At 56.7% G+C, this 12,510-nt stretch carries 12 protein-coding genes; 4 read left to right on the top strand and 8 right to left on the bottom strand.

The window, feature by feature from the left end:
• Window positions 1-42: 42 nt before the first annotated feature.
• The 5 genes from GT756_RS13150 to GT756_RS13130 are packed head-to-tail and all read right to left on the bottom strand — an operon-like array spanning window position 43 to window position 3,255.
• A complete protein-coding gene (locus tag GT756_RS13150) occupies window positions 43-831 on the bottom strand; it encodes an IclR family transcriptional regulator (protein ID WP_048325708.1) in 789 nt (262 codons plus the stop codon).
• A 13-nt stretch (window positions 832-844) separates the two neighbouring features.
• Window positions 845-1,594, bottom strand: a complete 750-nt coding sequence (locus tag GT756_RS13145; RefSeq protein ID WP_032456612.1) for an SDR family oxidoreductase — start codon at window positions 1,592-1,594, stop codon at window positions 845-847.
• A complete protein-coding gene (locus GT756_RS13140) occupies window positions 1,594-2,616 on the bottom strand; it encodes an aromatic ring-hydroxylating dioxygenase subunit alpha (RefSeq protein WP_004205160.1) in 1,023 nt (340 codons plus the stop codon). Before GT756_RS13140 ends, GT756_RS13145 begins: the two co-directional genes overlap by 1 nt.
• A gap of 10 nt (window positions 2,617-2,626) precedes the next feature.
• Window positions 2,627-2,935 carry a recombinase-like helix-turn-helix domain-containing protein gene (locus tag GT756_RS13135; protein WP_017899772.1) on the bottom strand — a complete coding sequence of 103 codons (309 nt, stop codon included), beginning with the start codon at window positions 2,933-2,935 and terminating at the stop codon, window positions 2,627-2,629.
• Complete coding sequence (locus GT756_RS13130) at window positions 2,932-3,255, bottom strand: non-heme iron oxygenase ferredoxin subunit (protein WP_004151769.1); 324 nt, start codon at window positions 3,253-3,255, stop codon at window positions 2,932-2,934. Before GT756_RS13130 ends, GT756_RS13135 begins: the two co-directional genes overlap by 4 nt.
• A gap of 427 nt (window positions 3,256-3,682) precedes the next feature.
• Here GT756_RS13130 and GT756_RS13120 point away from each other — a divergent pair, with 427 nt between their 5' ends.
• The gene (locus GT756_RS13120) at window positions 3,683-4,903 is read left to right on the top strand and encodes an MFS transporter (RefSeq protein ID WP_032456613.1); all 1,221 of its coding nucleotides are present in this window, start codon (window positions 3,683-3,685) and stop codon (window positions 4,901-4,903) included.
• 127 nt (window positions 4,904-5,030) lie between these two features.
• Here GT756_RS13120 and speB read toward each other — a convergent pair whose 3' ends face one another.
• The 3 genes from speB to yqgB all read right to left on the bottom strand — a co-directional run bounded on the left by speB (window position 5,031) and on the right by yqgB (window position 8,301).
• Entirely contained in the window at window positions 5,031-5,951 is a 921-nt protein-coding gene (speB, locus tag GT756_RS13115) for an agmatinase (protein WP_004205166.1), read from the bottom strand.
• A gap of 233 nt (window positions 5,952-6,184) precedes the next feature.
• On the bottom strand, window positions 6,185-8,161 hold the full coding sequence (gene speA / locus GT756_RS13110; protein WP_004205167.1) for a biosynthetic arginine decarboxylase: 1,977 nt from the start codon (window positions 8,159-8,161) through the stop codon (window positions 6,185-6,187).
• A gap of 8 nt (window positions 8,162-8,169) precedes the next feature.
• The gene (gene yqgB / locus GT756_RS13105; RefSeq protein ID WP_002916578.1) at window positions 8,170-8,301 is read right to left on the bottom strand and encodes an acid stress response protein YqgB; all 132 of its coding nucleotides are present in this window, start codon (window positions 8,299-8,301) and stop codon (window positions 8,170-8,172) included.
• A 701-nt stretch (window positions 8,302-9,002) separates the two neighbouring features.
• Between yqgB and metK the strand changes: the two genes are divergently transcribed.
• The 3 genes from metK to GT756_RS13085 all read left to right on the top strand — a co-directional run bounded on the left by metK (window position 9,003) and on the right by GT756_RS13085 (window position 12,510).
• Window positions 9,003-10,157: a methionine adenosyltransferase gene (gene metK, locus GT756_RS13095; RefSeq protein WP_004205170.1), complete on the top strand. Its 1,155-nt coding sequence runs from the start codon at window positions 9,003-9,005 to the stop codon at window positions 10,155-10,157.
• Window positions 10,158-10,537: 380 nt separating this feature from the next.
• Window positions 10,538-11,932 (top strand): sugar porter family MFS transporter, encoded by a 1,395-nt coding sequence (locus GT756_RS13090; protein ID WP_004205171.1) that lies wholly within the window; start codon window positions 10,538-10,540, stop codon window positions 11,930-11,932.
• Between the two features lie 77 nt (window positions 11,933-12,009).
• Window positions 12,010-12,510, top strand: a complete 501-nt coding sequence (locus GT756_RS13085; protein WP_004205173.1) for a SprT family zinc-dependent metalloprotease — start codon at window positions 12,010-12,012, stop codon at window positions 12,508-12,510.

The following is a 12,510-nucleotide window of genomic DNA, read 5'->3' as shown; positions in this document are numbered from 1 at the left end:
ACATGCCCGACGCAATCAAGCGCCTGCTGTTAAGTTGTTGATTTAACTTGCCTGTGACAAATATCCGAGGAAGCCGGAAATTTTGTCGGCCGCCATACTGACCTCGTTCTGTAACCGTTCGCGATCGCTTTGCGGGATCTCGTCCGATGGCACCAGGATGCTGACGACCGCCGCCACCCGGCCGCTGCGGTCAAAGACCGGATAGACAATCGATGAGATGCCGTGGCGGTAGAACGATTCGCCAATCACGTAGCCGCGAGCTTTATCCTGCTGCACCATCTGCCACAGCGCTTCGCGGTCATGCAACTGGCCCGGCGTATTGCCCGGCAGCCGTTCATCCGGGAACAATTGTTCAAACTCGCTGCGGGAAACATCGGTCAGCAGCATGCGACCAAGCGAGGTGCAGTGCACCGGTAGCCGCGTTCCGACGCTGACCTGGTTGATACGCGAACCGGCGGCGCTGACGCGGGCGATGTAGATAATGTCGCGGCCGTCGCGGATCGCCAGATGGCTGCTGCACTGGCTGATATCGCGCAGTTGCTCGATGACCGGCTGACCCACCTGAGCGACATCCAGGGAGGCGATATATTCAAAGCCCAGACGCAGTACGTTCATGCCTAGCGAAAAGGTATTGGTGCGGGCGTTACGCTCAAGAAAGCCCATATATTCCAGCGTCTGCACCACGCGATAGGCGGTCGCTTTCGGCATATCCACCAGCCGATGCAGCTCGGCAAAGGTCAGATCGCGATGCTGTTCGCCAAACGCCAGCAGCAGTTGTAAACCGCGCTCCAGACCCGGTACCAGGTACTTCACTTCCTGATCGTTCGCCATACCGCCTCACTTGTTAGTTAAAGACAAAACCGCCGTTGACCGGGATCAGCTGGCCGGTGATAAAGCGCGAAAGATCGCTCAGCAGCCAGACCACGCTGCCGGTGACATCTTCCGGCTGCTGCGCGCCGCTGAGCGCGCGGCCGTTCTCATACAGCTGATGACGCTCGGCGGGAACGTATTCTGTGGCCTCAACGCGGGTCAGTCCCGGCGCGATGGCGTTGATACGGATCCGCTTTTCACCCAACTCGCGGGCCATGGAACGGGTCATCGCAATCACCGCGCCCTTACTGGCGACATAGGCCATCAGCCGCGGCGCGCCCCACAGCGCGGTATCCGAAGCGACGTTGACGATCGCCGACCCTTCGCGCAGCAGCGGTACCGCCTCGCGGGTCACCAGCCAGGTGCCTTTGACATTGACCGTCATCACCCGATCCCACAGGTCCGGATCGTAATCGATCATATTTTTACCGCCGACGCCGGTGGCCATCGCCGCGTTATTGACTAAGCCATCGATAGGCCCCTGCGCGCCGATGGCGCTGAAGACCTGCTCGATCGATGCTTGACTGGCAAGATCGATGGCGTGGGATTCGATCTGATAGCCCTTCTGCTGCAGGCGATGAGCGCTTTCCGCCAGCTCCCCCTGCAGGATGTCGCACATCACCACCGTCGCGCCCTGCGCGGCGCAGGCTTCGGCAAAGTGGTAGCCCAGGCCGCGCGCCGCGCCGGTGACGACAATACGTTTACCGTTTAGCAGGCCGTTCATCAGGCGGCACCCTGCTGCGCTTCGCGGAGCGCTAACTGCTCTTTCGCCGCTTTCTGCATCATGCGGCGCAGGCGGGACAAACCGACGTCATGTTGATAAAGGTATTCATGATCGCGGGCGTTCGGCGCCAGGCTCTCCAGCACCACGCGATCCTGCTCCAGTACTTCCCAGTGCAGTTTTTCCAGACGGTTGCGGTACATAAAGCGCCACAGATCGCGCTGCCAACCTTGAACGCCGCGGATGCGCCAGAAGAAGACGCGGCAGTTGTCGTTATCTTCCGGAACCACCATGCCGACGATCCAGAAGTGGCCGCCCGGCCCGAAACGCTTTTTGTACGGAATAGACAGGCGCATCCAGTAGGCGCCGCTGTTGCCCAGTTCAACCCAGTCAAAGTTGACGCCGCTCTGCCCTTTTTTCTCGAAGATAAAGCCGGTTTTCGTCGGCTGCAGCACCATATCGGCTTTGCGATCGCCTTCCGCCATCGAGTGCGATGACGAGTGCAGATAGGTACCGTGCATCGGGTCCATCACGTTTTCCAGCGCGTACTGGTAGTTGCATTTCCACGCCGCGGTGCACAGGAAGTGACTGTATTTTTTGTGGTCGGCCAGCTCCTCCGGGAAGCTCAGTTCATCAGGCTGCTGGTCGGCGGTGACGCCGAACCACAGGAAGATTGCCCCGTGCGCTTCCTGCACGTTGTAGCTGCGCACGCACTGCTGGCCGACCAGCGGGCAGCGGTCAACCGCCGGGACGTCTTTGACTTCGCCGTTGCCGGCGACTTCCACGCCGTGATACCAGCAGGCGATACGATCGCCTAAGTTCCAGCCCATCGACAGGCGCGCGCCGCGATGCGGGCAGCGGTCTTCCAGGGCCTGCACCTGGCCATCTTTATTCCGCCAGACTACGATCTGCTCGCCGAGACGGGTAATGCCTACCGGCGCAGACTGCACTTCCCAGCTCGCCAGCACCGGATACCACAAACCGCGCAACCCTTTATCAAGATAGTTTTGTACCGTTGTCGTCATCGCTGTATCCTCAGTAACCGTTGACCTGTAAGAATGCCTGGAAACTGCTTTCGCTCCATGGTTCGCCCTGCTGGTCATGCATCCTGACGCCATTGAGGCCGTTCACCAGCTCACCGAGGCTTTCCGCGCCCTGCTCGAACAGCGTTTCCAGAGTGGCGATAAGCTGCAGTTCCCAGTTTTCCGGCACCCGGCTGCGGGTTTGCCAGATCAGATTGGGATAGTCGCCGGGCTTATGGATATTGCCGTTTCCACCTTCCGCCGGTGGCGTAAACTGGCGGCTTTCCGGTAGCGCCGGGTTGAAATCCAGGGATTCGCTCATGCCACGTTCTCCTCAATAAAGGTAATCTGGATCTGATTGTCATATACCCGCACCGGGTAACGATTAAGGTTGCGACCGCCGGGGCCATGCAGGCACTGGCCGGTTTTCACGTCGAATACCGCCTCATGCAGCGGGCATTCCACTTTGCCATCTTCGACAAAGCCCTGGCTCAGGAGCGCATAGGCATGAGGGCAAACGTCTTCCAGCGCGTAATATTCGCCATCAATCAGATAAATGCCGATCTCCTTACCGTCGATATTGCCGCTATATGGAAAATCTTCTTGTACTTGCTCCGCGTCACATACGCCTATCCAGCTCATCGCAATCCTCCAGGCCGTTGTTTCATATATGAAACTGTGTTTCTTATTTAATACGACCAATATAAAAGCGGCGAATGTTTCGTCAAGCGTTAATGTGACGAACTTGTTAATGAATGGCTTTTAAATTAGCTAAGTGTGCAATTGATCACGAAAAACTGCATTCAGATGAAATGATGATATTTAAAGCGGTGATCCATTATAAATAAAAATTCCGATTTAAATTTCACATACGACTATTGACTTCTTTTCAAATCGATCATTAAAAATGGGCAGCAGCGGAAACCATGGTGTTTCACCCATGAAACAACTCTTTATTTAATCATTTAAAAACAATGAGTTTCACAGGTGAACCATTTTACTCACGTAACTATTTCTGGCGTTAAAAAATAATAACTGGCAATCATTAAATTAAGCGTGGAGACAACGAATGGCGGCAAGATGGCAAGGGGTAATAGCATTACTTTTGTTAATAATTATTTCCTACGTCGATCGGGTAAATATCTCGGTGATGATCCTTAACCCGGAATTCGCTGCCCATTTCCAGTTAAATGAAAACAGAATGTTACAAGGCATGCTAATGACATGCTTTCTTCTGGGTTATGGGTTTTCGGCATTATTATTAACACCAGTTATAGAAAGTAGATGGCATTATCGTCAGGGGCTGTTAATCAGCATTGTTATATGGGCGCTGGTGTGCGCCATTTCCCCATTACTCGGTTCACTGGTGGGAATGTTGATCGCGCGCATCGTGCTTGGCGTGGCGGAGGGACCGCTGTTTTCACTGAAAACACGCTTTATCAACGACAACTTTGCCGCCGATGAAATCGGCAAACCGAATGCGGTAACCGCCCTTGGCGTATCGTTGGGGCTAGCGGTAGGCTTCCCACTGGTCACCTGGCTGATGGCGCACGTTGGCTGGATCGGCTCCTTCTATGCGCTGGCGCTGATGAATCTCCTGCTCGGCGGCGGGTTAATCTGGCGGTTTCTCCCCGCGCCACAAGTAACCTCACAGCGCGCGAAGTCTGGCTTTAGCCAAACTTTTGCCCTCGCCTGGCGTACGCCGCTGCTTGGCTGGATCCTGCTGATAGAAATTGCCACCCTCAGTTATCTGTGGGGGAGTAGCGCCTGGCTGCCAGCCTGGCTGCGCGATGAGCATCATTTCTCGCTACAGGCCACCGGCCTGCTGGCGGCTGTCCCCTTTCTGTTAAGCCTGGGCTCAAAGTTCCTTGGCGGCGTGCTCCTCGACAAAATGCGCCCGGAGCAGGCGCCGCTGTTGTTTATTATTGGCGGTCTACTCACCGCCGGTTCCGTGCTGGCGCTAATCCTCAGCGAACAGCCGGCGATGCTGGCGCTGTTTATGCTGGCGGCGAACGTGTTCTGGGGATTACAGGGGGCAGCGATCCCCGCGGTGGTTCAGCATCACGCCCCGCGCGAAGCGGTAGGCAGCGCCTATGGCATCATTAACGGCATTGGCAACATCTGCGCGGCGTTTATTCCGCTGCTGATGGGAGTGGTAATGAAATCAGTGGGATCGGTCAGTTCAGGTTTTTCCGTACTGGTGGCATCGCAGCTGATTACGCTGTGCGCCGGCGGCGCACTGCTGCTGCGTATGCGTCGCGCAGCAGCAGTAAACGCGTCTATACCCTAAATAAGTTGCAGGACAAAACGGCTAGCCGTTTTGAACAGCGCTTGCGCTGGCCCTGTAAGGACGAGGCCCAGGGATGGGCCGAGTTATTGCCCACGCCTATGCAACTTGAAATATGACGGGAACAGATTTATTCGCCCTTCTTCGCCGCCTGGATGTACAGCATCTCCAGCGCCAGAGTCGCCGCCGCCAGGGCGGTGATTTCGGACTGATCGTAGGCCGGGGCGACTTCCACCACGTCCATCCCGACGATGTTCAGATCCTTCAGGCCGCGCACCAGCTTGATCGCGCGGTCGGAAGTCAGCCCGCCGATCACCGGGGTACCGGTTCCTGGCGCAAACGCCGGATCCAGGCAGTCGATATCAAAGGTCAGGTACACCGGCATATCGCCAACGATCTGCTTCACCTGGGCAATCACGTCATCGACACTGCGGTCGTTAACCTGGCCCGCATCAAGCACGGTGAAACCGTTATCTTTATCGAATTCGGTGCGAATACCGATCTGTACGGAGTGGTTGGGATCGATAAGCCCTTCGTTCGGCGCGGTGTAGAACATGGTGCCGTGGTCGAACTCGCAGCCGTTGGCGTAGGTATCGGTGTGGGCATCGAAGTGCACCAGCGCCATTTTACCGAAGTGTTTGGCGTGGGCGCGCAGCAGCGGCAGCGTAACAAAGTGGTCGCCGCCAAAGGAGAGCATGCGCTTGCCGGCCGCCAGCAGCTTCTCGGCGTGGGCCTGCAGCTTCTCGCTCATTTCGCGCGCGTCGCCGAAGGCGTACACCAGATCCCCGCAGTCAACCACGTTCAGGCGTTCACGCATGTCGAAGTTCCACGGAAAACGATTGTGCTCCCAGGCGAGATTGGTGGAAACCTGACGGATCGCCGCCGGGCCATGACGGCCGCCCGCGCGCCCGGAGGTCGCCATATCGAACGGTACGCCGGTGATGACCCAGTCAGCATCGCTGTCGTAAGGCATGAAATTCATTGGTAAACGCAGGAAGCCAAAGGCATTGGATACCAGGGAGTTATCGTATTGATGACCTAAAGTGCTCATGGATATGACCTCTTTTCACAGTCGTGGAACGTAAAAAATAAGTATAAAAAAACCCCTCCGCGTCGTTAGGCCCGACGAGGAAGGGTTTGATAGATAAATCGCTTATTGGCGTGAATTATCGCCGGTAATGCATACGGGTTCAAGTGAGTATCGCCGTCTGCCGGATGACGGCTTCGCCTTATGCGGCCGACATACGCAGGCCCGGTCAGCGCAGCGCCACCGGGCATCAGCGGCTACTCGTCTTCCAGATAAGTGTACCCGTACAGACCCGCCTCGAACTCTTCGAGGAATTGCTGCTGCAGCGCGTCGTCCAGGCCGGTGTTTTTCACCTGATCGCGGAACTGGGTCAGCAGCGTGTTTGGATCCAGCTGCACGTACTGCAGCATATCCGCCACGGTATCGCCCTCGTCGGACAGCTCAACCTCAACGCTGCCGTCAGGGAAGACAAACACGTCCACCGCCTCGGTATCGCCGAACAGGTTGTGCATGTTGCCAAGGATTTCCTGATAGGCGCCGACCATAAAGAAGCCCAGCATCGGCGGGTTCTCCGGGTCATATTCCGGCATCGGCATGGTGGTGGCGATCCCGTCGCCGTCCACGTAGTGATCGATGGCGCCGTCAGAGTCGCAGGTGATGTCCAGCAGCACCGCGCGGCGCTCCGGCGACTTGTTCAGCCCTTCCAGCGGCATCACCGGGAACAGCTGATCGATCCCCCACGCATCCGGCATCGACTGGAACAGCGAGAAGTTGACGTAGATTTTATCCGCCATGCGCTCCTGCAGCTCATCGATAATCGGACGATGAGCGCGGTTGCTCGGGTCGAGTTGCTTCTGCACTTCATGACACATGTTCAGATACAGCTGTTCTGCCCAGGCGCGCTCCTGCAGGTTGAAAGTGCCGGAGGAGTAGCCGATATGGATATCGTGCAGGTCCATCTGGCTGTCGTGCAGCCATTCGCGCAGCGAGCGGCGATTGCCGGTTTCGTGCATCTCCAGCCAGGTTTCCCACATGCTCTGCAGCGGACGCGCGGCGTCTTCCGCCGGCGGGGTCGCCTCGGTGTATTCGTTGCGCTCCACGCCGATGATATTGGAAACCAGCACGGTGTGGTGCGCGGTCACCGCGCGGCCGGACTCGGTGATGACCGTCGGGTGCGGCAGGCCGTTCTCTTCGCAGGCGTCGCCGATGGCCCAGATAATATTGTTAGCGTATTCGTTCAGGCCGTAGTTCACCGAGCAGTCGGACTGCGAGCGGGTTCCTTCGTAATCCACACCCAGGCCACCGCCAACGTCGAAGCACTGGATATTAACGCCCAGCTTATGCAACTCGACGTAGAAACGCGCCGATTCACGCACGCCGGTGGCGATATCGCGAATGTTGGCCATCTGCGAGCCGAGGTGGAAGTGCAGCAGTTGCAGACTGTCGAGGTGCCCTGCGGCACGCAGGATCTCCACCAGTTGCAGAACCTGGGTGGCCGCGAGACCGAACTTAGACTTCTCACCGCCGGAGGACTGCCATTTACCGGACCCCTGCGAGGCCAGACGCGCACGCACGCCAAGGCGCGGCACCACGTTCAGGCGCTCGGCTTCTTCCAGCACGATGGCAATTTCCGACATCTTCTCGATGACCAGATAGACCTTGTGGCCCATCTTCTCGCCCACCAGCGCCAGACGGATGTATTCGCGGTCTTTATAACCGTTACAGACGATGACGCTGCGGGTCATCCCGGCGTGCGCCAGCACGGCCATCAGTTCCGCTTTCGAACCGGCTTCCAGACCCAGCGGCTCGCCGGAATGGATCAGCGATTCGATGACGCGACGATGCTGGTTCACCTTGATCGGGTAGACCAGGAAGTAATCGCCGTTATAGCCGTAGGATTCGCGCGCGCGCTTGAACGCGGCGTTGATTGAACGCAGGCGGTGCTGCAGGATCTGCGGGAAGCAGAACAGCGCCGGCAAGCGCTGCCCTTGCGCTTCGCGCGCTTTGACTAATTCAGCGAGATCAACGCGCGCTTCCGGGACGTCCGGATCCGGGCAAACGCTGATGTGGCCCAGTTCGTTGACGTCATAATAGTTATTGCCCCACCAGGCAATATTATAAGTACGCAGCATCTTGCTGGCTTCCTGGGAGCTCATCGCTACCTCCTGCATGGAACGTAGTACACCGTGTTCGCCTGCTGACGAAGGCGAAACCATAGACATGTCGTCAGACATAGCGAACCTCAATTTTTAATAATAAGTGTAAGACAGTTAACTACTATCGCAGTCCAAAGATGCGATAACAACCCATGAACAGTCCTAAAGCCCAGCACTATCTGCTGGTTTTGCGACTGCGCGACCGGTTTCTTATTCATATCATCGTAAAACACGTAGCCGAACAGAGTATGACAGTCCGGAGAAACCACGAGAAAACTCTTGCCTGGCAAGAGCGCCCTTGTTCAGTTTTCTGACGGCCGACCGGCCCTGGAATCCTGAGAAGCGCCGAGATGGGGTGAACATCGGCTGGTTTGCATGAGAGAGATGCAGGTTGCGGAGTGCTGACGCGCGACAGAACGACGCGACGAAACAAGCGAAAAACGTTGGTTCATTATCTGGTATCACCTCCACACCGCCCTGCGACAGGGTCGGCGACAAGCCAAAGCTATACATACCGGGCAACAAGCGCTATGCCGTTGCGAGATTCTGTAAATACAGACTGCTTAACCCGGCTGGAAGTGGCACCACAGGGCCATGCCCCGTGCGCTTTTTTAATGAGCCGCGCGCGGCGTTTTATACCGAGAAGCGGGGTAAAAAGCAAAATAAAAATGTGCCCGTTTGCGCGGTTGTCAGGAAATTTTGCCAGGCGAGTTTTTCGATAAATGCGACCGCCATCAAAAAAGGCTGGAAATAGGCTCAAGATTTGACCTAAAATGGCCGTCCAGAAGTTAATCCGTCTATACTGATTAACACTCAGACTGCTCGTGTCGCTACCTGCGCGGCTTTGCGCTGATTATCCACCAAAGCCACATTACACAACAGTATGAGCTATCCGAATCGTCCACAGGTGAAATAAAATATGGCAAAACACCTTTTTACGTCTGAGTCCGTATCAGAAGGGCATCCTGACAAAATTGCTGACCAAATCTCCGATGCCGTGCTGGATGCGATCCTCGAGCAGGATCCGAAAGCGCGTGTCGCATGTGAAACCTATGTCAAAACTGGCATGGTGCTGGTAGGCGGCGAAATCACCACCAGCGCATGGGTTGACATCGAAGAGATCACCCGCAACACCGTCCGCGAAATTGGCTACGTGCATTCCGATATGGGCTTTGACGCCAACTCGTGTGCCGTACTGAGCGCCATTGGTAAACAGTCTCCAGACATCAACCAGGGCGTTGACCGTGCCGATCCGCTGGAACAGGGCGCAGGCGACCAGGGGCTGATGTTTGGCTACGCCACCAACGAAACCGACGTGCTGATGCCGGCGCCGGTGACCTACGCTCACCGTCTGGTGCAGCGCCAGGCTGAAGTACGTAAAAACGGCACCCTGCCGTGGCTGCGTCCGGATGCGAAAAGCCAGGTGACCTTCCAGTATGACGACGGCAAAATCGTCGGCATCGACGCGGTGGTGCTGTCCACGCAGCACGCCGAAGATATCGACCAGAAATCGCTGCAGGAAGCGGTGATGGAAGAGATCATCAAACCGATTCTGCCGACCGAATGGCTGAGCGCGTCCACCAAATTCTTCATCAACCCGACCGGCCGTTTCGTCATCGGCGGCCCGATGGGCGATTGCGGTCTGACCGGTCGTAAGATCATCGTCGATACCTACGGCGGCATGGCTCGTCACGGCGGCGGCGCGTTCTCCGGTAAGGATCCGTCTAAAGTTGACCGTTCTGCAGCCTATGCGGCTCGCTATGTAGCGAAAAACATCGTTGCCGCAGGCCTGGCTGACCGTTGCGAAATTCAGGTTTCCTACGCCATCGGCGTTGCAGAGCCGACGTCCATCATGGTGGAAACCTTTGGTACTGAAAAAGTGCCTTCTGAACAGCTGACCCTGCTGGTGCGCGAGTTCTTCGACCTGCGTCCGTACGGCCTGATTCAGATGCTGGATCTGCTGCACCCGATCTACAAAGAAACCGCTGCCTACGGTCACTTTGGTCGCGAACATTTCCCTTGGGAAAAAACCGACAAAGCGGCCCTGCTGCGCGAAGCGGCCGGTCTGAAATAATCTCTCCGCTTCCTCTCTTTAAGGCCAGCCTCGCGCTGGCCTTTTTATTCCCTGACCTTCCCTGCCGTACCTTGCTTCAACGTAGCGCAACATCTCAATGAAAGCGATTACATTATGGTAATGGTCGATTGCTGCCTGCGTGCGTCATCTCATCGGCGTATTTTTCACAATGTTACATATTGTTTCGGTTAACTCTGATTACCGTTTTTCAAATTGTCGACTATCCTTGTTTATATTGCTGATTTAAAAAGCATTTAATGCATTACGTTTCTTTACCTTTGTGGAAACGATTACACAGCCGTGATTATAATCACGTTTTTTTACCGACGAGTGTCCTACGCTAACCATCGACAGAATCAATAACTCAACTGGAGGGCGTTATGCCTGACAACAAAAAACAAGGGCGTTCAAACAAGACCATGACGTTCTTCGTCTGTTTCCTCGCCGCGCTGGCTGGCCTGCTGTTTGGCCTTGATATCGGTGTTATTGCGGGTGCCTTACCCTTTATTGCCAATGAGTTCCAGATTTCCGCCCACACTCAGGAGTGGGTGGTCAGCTCCATGATGTTCGGCGCCGCCGTCGGTGCGGTCGGCAGCGGCTGGCTCTCCTTCAAACTGGGCCGTAAAAAGAGCCTGATGATCGGCGCCATCCTCTTTGTCGCCGGCTCTCTGTTCTCCGCCGCCGCGCCAAACGTCGAGATCCTGCTGGTTTCCCGCGTGCTGCTGGGCCTGGCGGTAGGCGTAGCCTCATACACCGCGCCGCTGTATCTATCGGAAATCGCTCCGGAGAAAATTCGCGGCAGTATGATTTCCATGTACCAGCTGATGATCACCATCGGGATCCTTGGCGCTTACCTCTCCGACACCGCCTTTAGCTACAGCGGCGCATGGCGCTGGATGCTCGGCGTGATCATTATTCCGGCGGTATTGCTGCTGATCGGCGTTATCTTCCTGCCGGACAGCCCGCGCTGGTTCGCCGCCAAACGCCGCTTTGTCGATGCCGAGCGCGTGCTGCTGCGCCTGCGCGATACCAGCGCCGAAGCGAAACGCGAGCTCGACGAAATCCGCGAAAGCCTGAAGGTAAAACAGTCCGGCTGGTCGCTGTTTAAAGACAACAGCAACTTCCGCCGCGCGGTGTTCCTCGGCATTCTGCTGCAGGTAATGCAGCAGTTCACCGGGATGAACGTCATCATGTACTACGCGCCGAAGATCTTTGAGCTGGCAGGCTACGCCAACACCACCGAACAGATGTGGGGGACGGTCATTGTCGGTCTGACTAACGTGCTGGCCACCTTTATCGCCATCGGTCTGGTCGACCGCTGGGGCCGTAAACCGACGCTGATCCTTGGCTTTATCGTCATGGCAGCGGGAATGGGCGTCCTGGGCAGCATGATGCACATCGGTATTCACTCCTCAACCGCCCAGTACATCGCCGTCCTGATGCTGCTGATGTTTATCGTCGGTTTCGCCATGAGCGCCGGCCCGCTGATTTGGGTACTGTGTTCCGAAATCCAGCCGCTGAAAGGCCGCGACTTCGGTATCACCTGCTCAACGGCGACCAACTGGATTGCCAACATGATTGTCGGCGCCACCTTCCTGACCATGCTCAATTCGCTGGGCAGCGCCAACACCTTCTGGGTCTACGGCGGTCTGAACGTGCTGTTTATTCTGCTGACGCTGTGGCTGATCCCGGAAACCAAAAACGTCTCGCTGGAACATATCGAACGCAACCTGATGCAGGGTCGTCCGCTGCGCGAGATCGGCGCCCGCGATTAATCCGTCTGAGCTTCCTCCCCTTTCGGGAGGAAGCTTCCGCTTGCTCTCCCCCCTCCGCCGCACTATCCTCTGGCGCTATGAAAACACCCCGTATTCCCATCGCTATTCAGCAGGCCGTGATGCGCAGCCTGCGGGAGCATCTCGCCAAAGCGAACCTCAAGCTGGAACGCCGCTACGCGGAGCCGACGTTGGTCTACCAGCAGCGCGGTACCTCCGCCGGCACCGCCTGGCTGGAGAAAAACGAAATTCGTTTAAATCCGGTGCTGCTGCTGGAAAATCAGCAGGCGTTTATCGATGAAGTGGTGCCCCATGAGCTGGCGCACCTGCTGGTGTGGCAACACTTTGGCCGGGTAGCCCCGCACGGTAAAGAGTGGAAATGGATGATGGAGGGCGTGCTGGGCGTTCCCGCACGTCGCACCCATCGCTTTGAACTCGATTCGGTCCGCCAGAATACCTTCCCCTACCGCTGCCGCTGCCAGCAGCATCAGCTCACCGTCCGTCGCCATAACCGGGTGGTGCGCGGCGAAGCCACTTACCGCTGCGTGCGCTGCGGCGATCTGCTGGTGGCTGAAGAATAA

Source organism: Klebsiella sp. Q2 (assembly GCF_009900705.1).
GTDB classification, from domain to species: domain Bacteria; phylum Pseudomonadota; class Gammaproteobacteria; order Enterobacterales; family Enterobacteriaceae; genus Klebsiella; species Klebsiella quasipneumoniae.
This window is presented reverse-complemented; position numbering and strand designations above follow the sequence as displayed.